General features: G+C 66.4%; 14 protein-coding genes. All 14 read left to right on the forward strand.

Going from position 1 to position 15,865, the window contains the following annotated elements; genetic code table 11:
- Nucleotides 1-29: 29 nt before the first annotated feature.
- The 14 genes from hpnJ (at nucleotide 30) to astE (ending at nucleotide 15,804) form a co-directional block, all read left to right on the forward strand.
- Complete coding sequence (gene hpnJ, locus F3J14_RS11415; protein WP_348771985.1) at nucleotides 30-1,472, forward strand: hopanoid biosynthesis associated radical SAM protein HpnJ; 1,443 nt, start codon at nucleotides 30-32, stop codon at nucleotides 1,470-1,472.
- 3 nt (nucleotides 1,473-1,475) lie between these two features.
- Nucleotides 1,476-2,360 (forward strand): hopanoid biosynthesis-associated protein HpnK, encoded by an 885-nt coding sequence (hpnK, locus tag F3J14_RS11420; protein ID WP_166723070.1) that lies wholly within the window; start codon nucleotides 1,476-1,478, stop codon nucleotides 2,358-2,360.
- Nucleotides 2,357-3,400 (forward strand): lysylphosphatidylglycerol synthase domain-containing protein, encoded by a 1,044-nt coding sequence (locus F3J14_RS11425; RefSeq protein WP_166723071.1) that lies wholly within the window; start codon nucleotides 2,357-2,359, stop codon nucleotides 3,398-3,400. The genes hpnK and F3J14_RS11425 overlap by 4 nt, the downstream gene beginning before the upstream one ends.
- A gap of 87 nt (nucleotides 3,401-3,487) precedes the next feature.
- Entirely contained in the window at nucleotides 3,488-4,045 is a 558-nt protein-coding gene (locus F3J14_RS11430; RefSeq protein ID WP_166723072.1) for an outer membrane protein assembly factor BamE, read from the forward strand.
- 266 nt (nucleotides 4,046-4,311) lie between these two features.
- The gene (gene hisQ / locus F3J14_RS11435) at nucleotides 4,312-5,001 is read left to right on the forward strand and encodes a histidine ABC transporter permease HisQ (protein ID WP_006755250.1); all 690 of its coding nucleotides are present in this window, start codon (nucleotides 4,312-4,314) and stop codon (nucleotides 4,999-5,001) included.
- Nucleotides 4,998-5,711: an ABC transporter permease gene (locus F3J14_RS11440; protein WP_105786379.1), complete on the forward strand. Its 714-nt coding sequence runs from the start codon at nucleotides 4,998-5,000 to the stop codon at nucleotides 5,709-5,711. Before hisQ ends, F3J14_RS11440 begins: the two co-directional genes overlap by 4 nt.
- Nucleotides 5,712-5,732: 21 nt before the next feature.
- Complete coding sequence (locus F3J14_RS11445) at nucleotides 5,733-6,533, forward strand: ABC transporter ATP-binding protein (RefSeq protein WP_011656393.1); 801 nt, start codon at nucleotides 5,733-5,735, stop codon at nucleotides 6,531-6,533.
- 22 nt (nucleotides 6,534-6,555) lie between these two features.
- Nucleotides 6,556-7,599 carry a GlxA family transcriptional regulator gene (locus tag F3J14_RS11450; protein ID WP_166723073.1) on the forward strand — a complete coding sequence of 348 codons (1,044 nt, stop codon included), beginning with the start codon at nucleotides 6,556-6,558 and terminating at the stop codon, nucleotides 7,597-7,599.
- Nucleotides 7,600-8,526: 927 nt separating this feature from the next.
- A complete protein-coding gene (locus F3J14_RS11455) occupies nucleotides 8,527-9,759 on the forward strand; it encodes an aspartate aminotransferase family protein (protein ID WP_166723074.1) in 1,233 nt (410 codons plus the stop codon).
- 30 nt (nucleotides 9,760-9,789) lie between these two features.
- The gene (aruF, locus tag F3J14_RS11460; RefSeq protein WP_166723075.1) at nucleotides 9,790-10,851 is read left to right on the forward strand and encodes an arginine/ornithine succinyltransferase subunit alpha; all 1,062 of its coding nucleotides are present in this window, start codon (nucleotides 9,790-9,792) and stop codon (nucleotides 10,849-10,851) included.
- Nucleotides 10,848-11,894, forward strand: a complete 1,047-nt coding sequence (gene astA / locus F3J14_RS11465; protein ID WP_166723076.1) for an arginine N-succinyltransferase — start codon at nucleotides 10,848-10,850, stop codon at nucleotides 11,892-11,894. The genes aruF and astA overlap by 4 nt, the downstream gene beginning before the upstream one ends.
- Before the next feature lie 7 nt (nucleotides 11,895-11,901).
- The gene (gene astD / locus F3J14_RS11470; protein ID WP_166723077.1) at nucleotides 11,902-13,365 is read left to right on the forward strand and encodes a succinylglutamate-semialdehyde dehydrogenase; all 1,464 of its coding nucleotides are present in this window, start codon (nucleotides 11,902-11,904) and stop codon (nucleotides 13,363-13,365) included.
- Between the two features lie 14 nt (nucleotides 13,366-13,379).
- The gene (astB, locus tag F3J14_RS11475) at nucleotides 13,380-14,720 is read left to right on the forward strand and encodes an N-succinylarginine dihydrolase (RefSeq protein ID WP_166723078.1); all 1,341 of its coding nucleotides are present in this window, start codon (nucleotides 13,380-13,382) and stop codon (nucleotides 14,718-14,720) included.
- 7 nt (nucleotides 14,721-14,727) lie between these two features.
- Complete coding sequence (gene astE / locus F3J14_RS11480; RefSeq protein WP_211080346.1) at nucleotides 14,728-15,804, forward strand: succinylglutamate desuccinylase; 1,077 nt, start codon at nucleotides 14,728-14,730, stop codon at nucleotides 15,802-15,804.
- Nucleotides 15,805-15,865: the final 61 nt, after the last annotated feature.

The raw sequence follows: 15,865 nt of genomic DNA on the forward strand, positions 1-15,865 counted from the left end.
TTGACTGAATCGTTGAAACGAATCGAACTATGCAGGCTACCGGAGCATTCATGAAAACGCTGTTCTTGCAGGCCCCTTCGTATGACGGCTTCGACGGCGGAGCCGGCTCGCGCTATCAGGCAAAGCGCGAAATCCGTTCCTTCTGGTACCCGACGTGGCTCGCGCAGCCGGCCGCGCTCGTGCCGGGCAGCCGCGTCGTCGACGCGCCGGCCGACGGCCTGTCGGTCGAGGAAACGCTGAAGATCGCCAACGACTACGACCTCGTGATCATCCACACGAGCACGCCGTCGTTCCCGACCGACGCGATGTTCGCGCAGGACCTGAAGAAGATGAAGCCGTCGATGCTGGTCGGCATGGTCGGCGCGAAGGTGATGGTCGATCCGCACAACTCGCTCACGGCGAGCGAGGCAATCGACTTCGTGTGCCGCGAGGAATTCGACTTCACCTGCAAGGAAATCGCCGAAGGCAAGCCGTTCCCACAGATCAAGGGCTTGAGCTGGCGCGCGAAGGACGGCTCGATCGAGCACAACGAAGCACGTCCGATCCTCGAGAACATGGACGAACTGCCGTTCGTCGCGCCCGTCTACAAGCGCGACCTGAAAATCGACAACTACTTCATCGGCTACCTCAACTATCCGTACGTATCGATCTACACGGGCCGCGGCTGCAAGTCGCGCTGCACGTTCTGCCTGTGGCCGCAGACGGTCAGCGGCCATCGCTACCGCACGCGCTCGGTCGAGAACGTGCTCGCGGAAGCAAAGTGGATCCGCGACAACATGCCGGAAGTGAAGGAACTGATGTTCGACGACGACACCTTCACCGACGACCTGCCGCGCGCTGAAGCCATCGCGATCGGCCTGGGCAAGCTCGGCATCACGTGGTCGTGCAACGCGAAGGCGAACGTGCCGTACAAGACGCTGAAGGTCATGAAGGAGAACGGGCTGCGCCTGCTGCTGGTCGGCTTCGAATCCGGCGACGACCAGATCCTCGTGAACATCAAGAAGGGCGTGCGCACCGATTTCGCGCGCCGCTTCAGCGCGGACTGCAAGAAGCTCGGCATCAAGATCCACGGCACCTTCATCCTCGGCCTGCCGGGCGAGACGCAGGAAACCATCAAGAAGACGATCGAGTACGCGAAGGAAATCAATCCGCACACGATCCAGGTGTCGCTCGCCGCGCCGTATCCGGGCACGACGCTGTACAAGCAGGCCGTCGAGAACGGCTGGATGGAAGAGAACAAGACCATCAACCTGGTCAGCAAGGAAGGCGTGCAGCTCGCGGCGATCGGCTATGCGCACCTGTCGCGCGACGAGATCTATCACCACCTCGAGCAGTTCTATCGCCAGTTCTACTTCCGTCCGTCGAAGATCTGGGAGATCGTCCGCGAGATGCTGACGAGCTGGGACATGATGAAGCGCCGTCTGCGCGAAGGCGTCGAGTTCTTCCGCTTCCTGCGCGCACACGAGGCCTGATTCGTGACGACGCAGCGGGCGGCGCGGGCGCTGATCTTCACCGCGGACGACTTCGGGCTGCATCCGCGCGTCAACGCGGCGGTCGAGCGCGCGCATCGCGACGGCGTGCTGAACGCCGCGAGCCTGATGGTCGGTGCGCCCGCGGCGCAGGATGCGATCGAACGCGCGCGGCGGCTGCCGTCGCTCGCGGTCGGCCTGCATCTCGTCCTCGCGGACGGGCCGGCCATGCTGCCCGCGCATGAGATCCCCGCGCTCGTCGGCCCCGACGGGCGGTTCGGCGACGCGATGGCGAAGGACGGCTGCCGCTTCTTCTTCCTGCCGCACGTGCGTGCGCAACTGCGCCGCGAGATCCGCGCGCAGTTCGACGCGTTCGCGGCGAGCGGCCTGCCGCTCGACCACGTGAACGCGCACAAGCATTTCCACCTGCATCCGACCGTGCTGTCGCTGATCATCGAGATCGGCCGCGACTACGGGCTGCGCGCGGTGCGGCTGCCGTATGAAACGAGCGCGCCCGCGCTGCTCAAGCCGTGGATCGCGCTCGTGCGCGCCCGGCTCGATCGCGCGGGGCTCGCGCACAACGACTACGTGGTCGGGATCGCGCATACGGGCGCGATGGACGAGGGCGTGCTGCTCGACGCGCTCGCGGCGCTGCCGCCCGGTGTCGGCGAGATCTACTGTCATCCGGCCGAGGCCGGCGACGGCCCGATCACGCCGACGATGGCCGATTACCGCCCGGTGGACGAACTGGACGCGCTGCTGTCGCCGCGCGTCGCGGCCGCGCTGAAGGCGGCCGGCGTCGCGACCGGCGGGTTTGCGGACGTGTTCGGCCAGTTTGCGATGCGCCGCGGCACGCGTGCGTCGCGCGAAGCGGGGGCGCGGCCGTCATGACCCGGTGGATCAAATGGCTCGGCTGGCCGATCGGCATCGGGATCCTGCTCGCGCTGGGGTTGCACGAAGGCATCGGCGACGTGTCGCGGATGTTCGAGCGCGCCGGCTTCGCGCTGCTATGGCTCGTGCCGTTCCACGCGCTGCCGCTGCTGCTCGACGCGTATGCGTGGCACCAGCTGCTCGACCGGCGCGCGTCGCTGTCGTTTCTGTGGTGGGTCGCGACCGTGCGCGAAGCCGTGAACCGGCTGCTGCCCGTGGTCGGGATAGGCGGCGAGCTGGTCGGGATCCGGATGGCGCGCTGGCAGGTGCCCGACGCGAGCCGCGTGACCGCGTCGGTGATCGTCGAGGTGCTGGTGACGATCGTCGTCCAGTATGCGTTCGCGGCGCTCGGCCTCGTGCTGCTGCTCGCGACCACGCACGACATGGGCGGCGGCACGATCGGCCTTGCGCTGCTGCTGACGTTGCCGCTGCCGGTGCTCGGCGTCGTGCTGATGCGGCGCGGCGGCGTCTTCCACGCGATCGAGCGGTTCGCGGGGCGTCTGCTCGGCGATTCGCACCGGTTGCTGCAGGGCGTCGACGGCCGCCGGCTCGATGGCGACATCGACGCGCTGATGTCGCGCACGGCGCTGCTGTTCAGTGCGTTCTTCTGGCAACTGTCCGGCTACGTGCTCGGTGCGCTCGAAATTTACTGGGCGCTCGCGCTGCTCGGTCATCCGGTATCGATCGGCGGCGCGATCGCGATCGAGGCGATGACGCAGGCCGTGCGGCATGCGGCATTCATGGTGCCGGGCGGCCTCGGCGTGCAGGAGGCGACCGTCGTGCTGCTCGCGCAGATGTTCGGCGTCGATCGCGAGACGGCGCTGTCGCTCGCGCTGGTCAAGCGCGGCCGTGAGGTGCTGTTCGGCTGCCTGGCGCTCGGTTCGTGGCAGCTTGCCGAACTTGTGCGCACGCGCCGCCGCATCCGTGGGGTGCCGGCCGTGTCGGATGATGCACCGCCCGCGCGCCGCGAGGCCGCGGCGCACACCGAAACGACGCATTGAACACGAGACGGGCCGCGTGCCCGTCTCGCGCTTTTGGCGTTGCGCGGGTATCCTTGGCGCGTGTTTTCTCGACGCGCATTTCCTCAGATGATTTTTCGTTTCCGGCTGCTCCCCGTCACGATGCTGGCCGCCGCGCTGGCATTGACCGGCTGCGACGACAAGCAAGGCAATCTCGACGTGCAACGCATCAGGGATTTTTTCAACGCGATCAAGCCGGCGCCGCTGCTGCTCAAGGGGCTGAAGGTCGGTGTATCGACCGAGGCCGACGTGCGCGGCACGATGGGCAAGCCCGAGACCGAGCGCACCTTCACCGACGGCTCCAAGCGTCTCGAATATCCGCGCGGCCCGATGGGCAATCAGACCTGGTTCGTCGACCTCGACGCGAGCGGGCACTACGCGGGCGCGACGCAGGTGCTGACCGCCGAGAACTTCGCGAAGGTGCGCCCCGGGATGGACGAGGACGAGGTGCGGCGCCTGCTCGGCAAGCCGGGCGACATCGCGCAATACCCGCTCAAGCCCGAGACGGTCTGGAGCTGGCGCTGGCTCGAGGATGGCGTCAACACCGACGCGTTCTTCAACGTCCATTTCGGCCCGGACGGGCTTGTCTATACGACTTCGCGCTCCGACATCCTGAAGGGGCGGTGAACTCGCCTCCCGGCGCTATATCGAAAAAGCGACCGGAAAATTGCAAAAAGCCCGCTTCCCTGCGTGTCATCCGACTGTCAGGAAGCGGGTTTTTCCCTTTTGAAACAGGGGCGTAGACCGGGCCTGCAAATGATCGAAGGAATTGTTGCAATGCAACAGTCGCGTGCACGGTGATTTGAGGCAATCATTTTCGCTTGCGACTATCCGCGTCAGCCCGGCGCGAGAGAGATTTGCGTGCCGGTGTTCATTCAACACTGGAGACGCGCGTGTTCCTTTACGGCTTTGGTCCCGTCCTCTGGGCCGGCACCGTGCAGACCATCGAGCTGTCGGTGCTGTCGCTTGCCGCCGCGGTGGCGCTGGGACTGATCGGCGCGGTGGCGAAGCTGTCGCACAACCGGGTGCTGCGAGCGATCGCGACCGGTTATACGACGCTGATCCGCTCGGTGCCCGATCTCGTCCTGATGTTGCTGTTGTTCTACAGCATCCAGATCTGGCTCAACCAGTTCACCGACCTCGTCGGCTGGGAGCAGATCGACATCGATCCGTTCGTCGCGGGCGTGCTGACGCTCGGCTTCATCTACGGTGCGTACTTTACCGAGACGTTTCGCGGCGCGTTCCTGTCGGTGCCGCGCGGCCAGCTCGAGGCCGGCGCGGCGTACGGGATGAGCGGGATGCGCGTATTCGTGCGGATCATGTTTCCGCAGATGATGCGCTTCGCGCTGCCGGGCATCGGCAACAACTGGCAGGTGCTCGTGAAGGCGACCGCGCTGGTGTCGATCATCGGCCTCGCGGACGTTGTGAAGGCCGCGCAGGACGCCGGCAAGAGCACGTTCAACATGTTCTTCTTCATCCTCATTGCGGCGCTGATCTACCTCGCGATCACGACCGTCTCCAACCTCGTGCTGATCCAGCTCGAGAAGCGTTATTCCATGGGCGTGCGGCACGCAGAACTATGATCGAGATCCTCCAGGAATTCGGCCGGGCGTTCCTTTACTGGGACGGCCAGCGCCTCTCCGGCCTTGCGGTGACGCTGTGGCTGCTCGTCGCGTCGATTTCGCTCGGCTTCGTGTGCGCGGTGCCGCTTGCGGTCGCGCGCGTGTCGAAGAAGAAGTGGCTGTCGATGCCGGTGCGGTTCTACACGTACGTGTTCCGTGGCACGCCGCTCTACGTGCAGTTGCTGCTGATGTACACGGGCATGTACAGCCTCGAGTTCGTGCGTTCGCACTCGCTGCTCGACGCGTTCTTCAGGAGCGGCTTCAACTGCGCGATTCTCGCGTTCGCGCTGAACACCTGCGCATACACGACCGAGATCTTCGCGGGCGCGATTCGGGCGATTCCGCACGGCGAGGTCGAGGCGGCGCGTGCGTACGGGATGTCGCCGTTCACGATGTACCGCCGGGTGATCCTGCCGTCGGCGCTGCGCCGCGCGCTGCCGCTGTACAGCAACGAGGTGATCCTGATGCTGCACGCGACCACCGTGGCGTTCACGGCGACCGTGCCCGACATCCTGAAGGTCGCGCGCGACGCCAATTCCGCGACCTACATGGCGTTCCAGTCGTTCGGGATCGCCGCGCTGATCTATCTTGCGGTATCGTTCGCACTCGTCGCGGCATTTCGCCGGGCGGAGCGCCACTGGCTCGCGTATCTCGCGGCCGGCCGTCATTGATTTCACTTCGAGGAGAGCCAGTTGGCCGAGATCACTCAAACGAGCGCGTCCGCTTCCACCAAGCTTGCCGCGGTCGACATTCACAAGCGCTATGGCGATAACGAGGTGCTCAAGGGCGTATCGCTGAACGCAAAAGCCGGCGACGTCATCAGCATCATCGGCGCGAGCGGTTCGGGCAAGAGCACGTTCCTGCGCTGCATCAATTTTCTCGAGCGGCCGAATGCGGGGCAGATCGTCGTCGACGGCGAGACCGTGCGCACGAAGCCCGACCGCGCCGGCGCGCTCGAGGTCGCCGATCACAAGCAGTTGCAGCGCATCCGCACGAAGCTCGCGATGGTGTTCCAGCACTTCAATCTGTGGGCACACATGAACGTGCTCGAGAACGTGATGGAAGCGCCGGTGCACGTGCTTGGCATTTCGAAGCGGGAAGCCGAGGAGCGCGCACGCGCGTACCTGGAGAAGGTCGGGCTGGCGCCGCGTGTCGAGAAGCAGTATCCGTCGCATCTGTCGGGCGGCCAGCAGCAGCGTGTCGCGATTGCGCGTGCGCTCGCGATGCATCCGGACGTGATGCTGTTCGACGAGCCGACCTCGGCGCTCGACCCGGAACTCGTCGGTGAAGTGCTGAAGGTGATGCAGAAGCTGGCCGAGGAAGGCCGCACGATGATCGTCGTCACGCACGAGATGGGTTTTGCGCGCAACGTGTCGAACCACGTGATGTTCCTGCATCAGGGGCGGACCGAGGAAGAGGGCGATCCGAAGGAGGTGCTGGTGCGTCCGCAGAGCGAGCGTCTGAAGCAGTTCCTGTCGGGCAGCCTCAAGTAACGCGAAGGGCGGGTTTTCATACGTGGTACCGGTGACTCGTCCCGCAGGCGCCACCCGCACGACGCAGGTGGCGATCGTTGCATTGCCGCCCGTGTCGATGTCGGGCGTGGGGCCGATCGTCGATGCGTTGAATCTCGCGAACGAGATCGACGGGCGCTTGCTGTATCGCTGGCAGGTGTGTTCGTGGGATGGGCGGCCCGTGCCGCTCGCCGGCGGCGCGCAGTGGCATGCCGATGCGGCGTTCAACGATGCGATCGCGTGCGACTGGCTGATCGTCGTGTCGGAGCGGTTTCAGCAGTTTGCCGACTACCGGTTGTTTCTCGCGAGTCTCGCGCGGGTCGGGCAGCGCACGCCGGTCGTCACGGGTATTCACCACGGCGTGTGGTGGCTCGCGATGGCCGGGCAGCTTTCCGGGTATCGGGTGAGCGTGAACTGGGAGACGTATCAGCAGTTCGCCGAGCAGTTCGAGCGATCGATCGTCACGCAGCAGATCTTCGAGATCGATCGCGATCGGGCGACCTGTGCGGGCGGGCAGGCTACCGTCGATTTCATGCTGGCCATGATCGGCCGCGAACATGGGGCGGATCTCGCGGAGCGGATTGCCGATGCGCTCGGCGCCGGGACGCTGCGGAGTGGTGAGGAGCGGCAGCGGATTCCTTTTGTCACCGCGCCCGGTGAGCGACATCCTCGGTTGAATGATGCTTTGCTTTTGATGGAAGCCAATATCGAGGATCCTTTGACTACCGATGAGATTGCCGGGCTTGTCGGCGTGTCGCGGCGGCAACTCGAGCGGCTCTTTCGGCAGTATCTCGGGGCTATGCCCTCCAAGTATTACCTCAATCTTCGACTGCTCAAGGCGCGCACCCAATTGCAGCGGACCAGCAAGTCGGTGGTTCAAGTCAGTCTCGCCTGTGGGTTCTCTTCCGCTGCGCATTTTTCTAATGCCTATCGGGAGCGGTTTGGCGTTACGCCTCGAGAAGATCGACGGGCTTGGCTCGAGAAACAGACCGGCGGGGGGAGTGAGCCTCGCGGGGGGGCGCTTGTCGAGCGCGGTGCGAAGGATTGATTTTTTTGGTGGTGCGCCCGCGTTTTCGTGAAGCACCGGCGATCGTGTCGGTCTATTAGCGTCGCCCCTGCGCGGGGCGGCGGTTACTTTTCTTTGTCTTGCCAAAGAAAAGTAACCAAAAGAAAGGCGCTCGGACAACGCATGACCTCCCGGTGCCATAGCCACCGGAGTGGCCCTCGCCTAAGTGTCCGCGCCAGTAAAGAACCCGGAGTGGTTCGAGCAATCGTTCTGACACCTCTCATCACCTCGCGGAGTGGTATACCGCCCGCTAGCTCCGTCCTCGCTTCGCTCGGCCGATAGGTCCACATCCTCCTTCTCAGCGCGATCGTCGATTGGCTTACGCAATCGTCGCGAAGAGCACATGCATGCAATTAATGAACGTTGGGCTAGGGCGGACAGGGTCCTGATTGGGGGACCTGATTAGTGGGGCGGGTGGGAGTTGTGCGCAGGCGTGTGAATTGCGCTGAAGCACCTTGCAGCCGAGCGAAGCGAGGACGGAGCTAGCGGGCGGTATACCGGTCTGTTGGGTGGTGTGGCGCGTCAGAACTATTGCTCGAACCACTCCGGGTTCTTTACTGGCGCGGACACTTAGGCGAGTGCCACTTTGTTGGCTATGGCACCGGGAGGTCATGCGTTGTCTGAGCGCCTTTCTTTTGGTTACTTTTCTTTGGCAAGACAAAGAAAAGTAACCGCCGCCCCGCGCAGGGGCGACGCTAATAGACCGACACGATCGCGGGTGCTTCACGAAAACGCGGGCGCACCACCAAACACAGACGCCCCGAACGAAGAAACCCCAACCGCAGAAGAGCAAAATAAAGCGACGAAGCCGCTTCCGATAGAACCCGTCGCAAATCCGCAAGACGCTTGCGTCACCCTTACCTAAACTTGATCCTGTTGAACCCTCTTACGAAACCGAAAGGAACGACCATGACGACCTCGACCGTGACCCGCCAGACATTCGACGAAGTGATGGTGCCGGTATTCTCCCCCGCGCCGTTCGTGCCGGACCGTGCAGAGGGCTCCCGCGTGTGGGACACGGCCGGCCGCGAATACATGGATTTCGCCTGCGGCATCGCGGTGACGTCGCTGGGTCACGGCCACCCGGAACTGCTGAAAGTCCTGGACGAACAAGGCCGCAAGCTCTGGCACATCGGCAACGGCTACACGAACGAACCGGTGCTGCGCCTCGCGAAGCGCCTCGAATCGCTCACCTTCGCCGACCGCGCATTCTTCGCGAACTCGGGCGCGGAAGCGAACGAAGCCGCGCTGAAGCTCGCGCGCCGCGTCGCCTTCGACCGCCACGGCGCCGACAAGTACGAAATCGTGTCGTTCGTCCAGTCGTTCCACGGCCGCACGTTCTTCACGGTCAGCGTCGGCGGCCAGCCGAAATACTCGGAAGGCTTCGGCCCGGTGCCGGCCGGCATCAAGCACCTGCCGTTCAACGACATCGAAGCCGCCAAGGCCGCGATCGGCCCGCAAACCTGCGCGGTGATCGTCGAGCCGGTGCAGGGCGAAGGCGGCGTGATCCCGGCCGATCCGGCCTTCCTGAAGGCACTGCGCGAAGCCTGCGACGCGCACGACGCAGTGCTGATCTTCGACGAAGTGCAAACGGGCGTCGGCCGCACGGGCCAGTTCTACGCATACATGGACACGGGCGTCACGCCGGACATCCTCACGACCGCGAAGGCGCTCGGTAACGGCTTCCCGATCGGCGCGATGCTGACGACGAACGAACTGGCCGCGTACTTCAAGGTCGGCGTGCACGGCACGACGTACGGCGGCAACCCGCTCGCATCAGCGATCGCGGACAAGGTCGTCGAACTGATCGGCGACCCGGCACTCCTCGAAGGCGTGCGCGAACGCAGCGTGCGACTGAAGGGCGCGCTCGAACGCATCAACGCACGCTTCGGCATCTTCAAGGACATCCGCGGCAAGGGCCTGCTGGTCGGCGCGGAACTGACCGCCGCATTCGACGGCCGCGCGAAGGACTTCGTCACCGCAGCCGCCGACAACGGCCTGATCATGCTGATCGCAGGCCCGAACGTGCTGCGTTTCGTGCCGTCGCTCGTGATTCCGTTCGACCTGCTCGACGAAGGCATGAAGCGCTTCGAGAAGGCAGTCGAACAGGTGCTCGCGGCTCAGGAAGCCACCGCGCGCTGATCGGCGCACCCATCGCAGACAGGAACGACGATGCTATTTGTTCGCCCCGGCAAACTCACGGATCTGGATGCGCTCGCGCACATGGCGCGCACCGCGCAGCCGGTCCTGCACTCGCTGCCGCATGACCGCGCGGCGCTCGAAGCGCGCGTGGCGCTCTCCGAGGATTCGTTTCGCGCGGACGTCGACTTCGCCGGCGAGGAGTTCTACCTCTTCGTGCTGGAAGACTCGTCGACGGGCAAGCTGCTCGGCACGGCGAGCATCGTGGCCGCGGCCGGCTACTCGGAACCGTTCTACGCGTTCCGCAACGACGCACTGATCCACGCGTCGCGCGAGCTGCACGTGAACCGCAAGATCCACGCGCTCACGATGTCGCACGAGCTGACCGGCAAGAGCCGGCTGGCGGGCTTCTACGTCGATCCGTCGCTGCGCGGCGACGCGGCCGCGCACCTGATCTCGCGTGCGCGGATGATGTACATCGCCGCGAACCGCCGCCGCTTCACGCCGGAAGTGTTCACGCTGCTGCTCGGCGTGAGCGACAACACGGGCGCATCGCCGTTCTGGGAAGCAGTGGGCCGCAAGTTCTTCGGCCGCGACTTCACCGACGTCGACATCGCGTCGGGCGGCCGCAGCCGCACGTTCATCGCGGAAGTGATGCCGGCCTATCCGCTCTACGTGCCGCTGCTGCCGGAAGCCGCGCAGCGCGTGCTCGGCGAGCCGAACGAAACGGCGCTGCTCGCGTACGACATCCATCTCGAGGAAGGCTTCGAGCCGGACCGCTTCGTCGACATCTTCGACGCAGGCCCGGTGCTGACCGCGCAGGTCGACCGCATCGCATGCGTGAAGCACGCCGCGGAGCGCACCGTGCGCGAAGCCGCGCGGCAGCAGGGCGATGTCGCGTACATGGTGTCGACGGGCAGCGGCGAATCGTTCCGCTGCGTGCTGGCCGACCTGCCGGACGACGATACGCACCGCGACCTTGCGCCACTGTCCGGTGACGTGCGCGCGGCGCTCGACGTGAAGGATGGCGATGTCGTGCGCTGCGTGCCGCTGCACCGCCGCGACGATGAAGAAATGAAGGGAGGCGCAGCATGATCGTCGTTCGGGTCGTACAAACGGGCGACGTCGACGCGCTCGTGTCGTTAGCGAAGGAAACCGGGCCGGGCCTGACCACGTTCAAGCCCGACCGCGACGCGCTCGCCGCGCGAATCGAACGCTCGCGCCGCACGCTCGAGGGCAACGCCGCGCCGGGCGAAGCCGGCTACTTCTTCGTGATGGAAGACTCGAAGACGGGCGACATCGCGGGCGTGTGCGGGATCGAGACGCAGGTCGGCCTCGAACAACCGTTCTACAACTATCGCGTGAGCACGGTCGTGCACGCGAGCCAGGAGCTCGGCGTGTGGACGCGGATGTCCGCGCTCAACATCTCGCACGACCTGACGGGCTACGCGGAAGTGTGCTCGCTGTTCCTGAGCCCGCGCTATCGCACGGGCGGTGTCGGCGGCCTGCTGTCGCGCTCGCGCTTCATGTTCATCGCGCAGTTCCGCGACCGTTTCCCGGAGCGCATCTGCGCGGAACTGCGCGGCCACTTCGACGAAGACGGCACGTCGCCGTTCTGGCGCGCGGTCGGTTCGCACTTCTACCAGATCGATTTCAATGCGGCGGACTACCTGAGCTCGCACGGCCGCAAGTCGTTCCTCGCGGAGCTGATGCCGCGCTATCCGGTGTACGTCGACCTGCTGCCGCAGGACGCGCAGGACGCGGTCGGCCTCACGCACCGCGACACGCTGCCGGCGCGCAAGATGCTCGAAGCGGAAGGGCTGCGTTACCAGAACCACGTCGACATCTTCGACGCGGGCCCGGTGCTCGAATGCCACATCAACGACCTGCGCACGGTGCGCGAGAGTGTCGTCGTGCCGGTCACGATCGGCGAGCCGGACACCGGTGACGACGCGCGGGACGACCGTTCGCCGAAGTCGCTCGTGTCGAACACGTCGCTGAACGATTTCCGCGTCGGCGTCGCGCCGGGTGTGGTCACGAACGGTTCGTTCGTGCTGTCGGCCGACGATGCCGCCGCGCTCGACGTGAAGGCCGGCGATCCGGTGCGCGTGCTGCCGCTCAAAGTCAAACAGGGATAAACGAATCATGACGGAACTCTTCATCGACGGCGCCTGGATCGCAGGCTCGGGCCCCGCCTTCGCTTCGCGCAACCCGGGCACCGACGCGATCGCGTGGCAGGGCGACAGCGCATCGGCAGCCGACGTCGACCGCGCGGTCGCGAGCGCGCGCCGCGCATTCGCCGGCTGGTCGGCGCTCGACTTCGACGCGCGCTGCGCGATCGCCAAGCGCTTCGCGGCGCTGCTCACCGAGCGCAAGGAAGCGATCGCGACGGCGATCGGCCGCGAGACGGGCAAGCCGCTGTGGGAAGCACGCACCGAAGTCGCGGCGATGGCCGCGAAGGTCGGCATCTCGATCCAGGCGTACCAGGAACGCACCGGCGAGAAGCGCCAGGACATGGCCGACGGCGTCGCGGTGCTGCGCCATCGTCCGCACGGTGTCGTCGCGGTGTTCGGCCCGTACAACTTCCCCGGCCACTTGCCGAACGGCCATATCGTGCCGGCGCTGATCGCGGGCAACACGGTTGTGTTCAAGCCGTCGGAGCTCGCGCCGGGCGTCGCGCGCGCGACGGTCGAGGTGTGGCAGGAAGCCGGGCTGCCGGCCGGCGTGCTGAACCTCGTGCAGGGCGAGAAGGACACGGGCATCGCGCTCGCGAATCACCGGCAGATCGACGGCCTGTTCTTCACCGGCAGCTCGGATACCGGCACGCTGCTGCACAAGCAGTTCGGCGGCCGTCCGGAGATCGTGCTCGCGCTCGAGATGGGCGGCAACAACCCGCTCGTGATCGGCGAAGTCGAGGACCTCGACGCGGCCGTGCACCACACGATCCAGTCGGCGTTCCTGTCGGCCGGCCAGCGTTGCACGTGCGCACGCCGCATCTTCGTGCCGCAGGGCGCGTTCGGCGAGCGCTTCCTCGCACGCTTGGCCGACGTCACATCGAAGATCACGGCCGACGTGTTCGACGCCGATCCGCAACCCTTCATGGGCGCGGTGATCTCGGCGCGCGCGGCCGCGAAGCTCGTCGATGCGCAATCGCGCCTGATCGAGCAGGGCGCGAAGCCGATCATCGAGATGACGCAGCGCGATCCGCGCCTGGGTTTCGTGAACGCGTCGATCATCGACGTGACCGGCGTGGCGAACCTGCCCGACGAAGAACACTTCGGCCCGCTCGCGCAGATCGTCCGCTACGCGACGTTCGACGAAGCGATCGAGCGGGCGAACGACACGGCGTTCGGCCTGTCCGCCGGCCTGCTGGCCGACGACGCGCACGCGTGGGATCACTTCCGCCGCACGATCCGTGCGGGGATCGTCAACTGGAACCGCCCGACCAACGGCGCATCGTCCGCCGCGCCGTTCGGCGGCACCGGTCGCTCGGGCAACCATCGTCCGAGCGCGTACTACGCGGCCGACTATTGCGCGTATCCGATGGCGTCGGTGGAAAGCACGCAACTGACCTTGCCCGCGAGCCTGTCGCCGGGCCTGCACTTCTGATCGAGGGAACGACGATGAACGCACAAGAAGCCAATTTCGACGGGCTCGTCGGCCCGACCCACAACTACGCCGGGCTGTCGTTCGGCAACGTGGCGTCGCTCAACAACGAGAAGTCGGCCGCGAACCCGAAGGCGGCCGCGAAGCAGGGGCTGCGCAAGATGAAGCAGCTCGCGGATCTCGGCTTCGCGCAAGGCGTGCTGCCGCCGCAGGAGCGGCCGTCGCTGCGCCTGTTGCGCGAGCTCGGCTTCTCCGGCAAGGACGCGGACGTGATCGCGAAGGCCGCGAAGCAGGCGCCCGAACTGCTCGCCGCGGCGAGCTCGGCATCGGCGATGTGGACCGCGAACGCGGCGACGGTCAGCCCGTCGGCCGACACCGGCGACGGTCGCGTGCACTTCACGCCGGCCAACCTGTGCAGCAAGCTGCATCGCGCGATCGAGCACGAAGCGACGCGCCGCACGCTGTCGACGCTGTTCGCCGATCCCGCGCACTTCGCGGTGCACGAGGCGCTGACGGGCACGCCGGCGCTCGGCGACGAGGGGGCCGCGAACCATACGCGCTTTTGCGCCGAATACGGCACGCCGGGCGTCGAATTCTTCGTGTACGGTCGTGCGGAATACCGCCGCGGCCCGGAGCCGAAGCGCTTCCCGGCGCGCCAGACCTTCGAGGCGAGCCGTGCGGTCGCGCATCGCCACGGCCTGGATGAAACGGCGACGGTCTATGCGCAGCAGGATCCGGACGTGATCGATGCGGGCGTGTTCCACAACGACGTGATCTCGGTCGGCAACCGCGACACGCTGTTCACGCACGAGCGCGCATTCGTCAACAAGCAGGCGATCTACGACACGCTGACGGCCACGCTCGACGCGCGCGGCGCGCGGCTGAACGTGATCGAGGTGCCCGAGGCGGCCGTGAGCGTGAACGACGCGGTCACGTCGTACCTGTTCAACAGCCAGCTGCTGTCGCGCGCCGACGGCTCGCAGGTGCTCGTCGTGCCGCAGGAGTGTCGCGAGAACGCGAACGTCGCGGCCTATCTCGACGAGCTCGCGGCCGGCAACGGCCCGATCCGCGACGTGCTCGTGTTCGACCTGCGCGAAAGCATGAAGAACGGCGGCGGTCCTGCCTGCCTGCGCCTGCGCGTCGTGCTGAACGACGCCGAGCGTGCGGCGGTTACGTCGAACGTGTGGATGAACGACACGCTGTTCGCGTCGCTCGACGCGTGGATCGAAAAGCACTACCGCGACCGTCTCGCACCGGAAGACCTCGCCGATCCGACGCTGCTCGACGAATCGCGCACGGCGCTCGACGAGCTCACGCAGATCCTGCGTGTCGGGTCGCTGTATGACTTCCAGCGCTGAGTCCCGCATGCCGGCCGCCGCGCTGCTCGACGACTTCCTCGCGTTCACGCTCGCGGGTGACACGCCGGCCGTGAAGGACGGCGCGTGCGCGGACGGCGCGGTGCGCTGGCGATGGCTCGGCGACGGGCTGCTCGCACTCGAGCCGGCCGCACGCGATGAGGCCGGCGAGGCCGATGCGTCGGCGCGCGCGAGCGTGCTCGTGTCGGCCGGTGTGCATGGCGACGAGACCGCGCCGATCGAGCTGCTGTCGATGCTCGTGCATGATCTCGCGGCGGGCACGCTGCCGCTCGCGTGCCGGCTGCTCGTCGTGCTCGGCAATGTGCCGGCGATGCGCGCGGGCGAGCGCTATCTCGACGACGACCTGAACCGCCTGTTCAGCGGCCGTCACGCGCAAGTGCCGACGAGCCGCGAAGCGCCGCGCGCGGTGCAGCTCGAAGCGGCGGCCGCCGCGTTCTTCGCGGCCGCGCCGGCGGGCGGTGCGCGCTGGCACGTCGACATGCACACGGCGATTCGCGCATCGGTGTTCGAGCAGTTCGCGCTGCTGCCGCACACGGGCACGCCGCCCACCCGCGCGATGATCGAATGGCTCGGCGAAGCGCGCATCGCGGCCGTGCTGCTGCATACCGCGAAGGGCAACACCTATTCGCACTTCACGGCCGAGCAGTGCGGCGCGCTCGCCTGCACGCTGGAACTCGGCAAGGTGCGGCCGTTCGGCCAGAACGACCTGTCGCGCTTCGCGCCGGCCGACCGGGCGGTGCGCAAGCTCGTGTCGGGCGCGCCCCGTGATGCCGATGCGCGGGGCGGCCATCCGCGGGGCGGCCATCCACCGTTGCCGCGCGTGTTCACCGTGATCGACCAGATCACGAAGCAGAGCGACGCGCTCGAGCTGTTCGTCGCGGCCGACGTCGCGAACTTCACCGCGTTCGCGCGCGGCACCGTGCTCGCGCAGGACGGCGACTACCGCTATACGGTGAAGCACGACGAGGAGCGCATCGTCTTCCCGAATCCGTCGGTGAAGCCGGGCTTGCGCGCGGGCCTGCTCGTCGTCGACACGACGCGCGACACGCTCGCCGCGCTCGTCTGAGCGATGCCCGGATGCGCGCGGCTGCGGTGATTGGCAGCCGGCGCATCGTCGCGCCGCATTC

It is taken from the genome of Burkholderia sp. Tr-862, from assembly GCF_011753085.1.
Taxonomy (GTDB): Bacteria; Pseudomonadota; Gammaproteobacteria; order Burkholderiales; family Burkholderiaceae; genus Burkholderia; species Burkholderia ambifaria.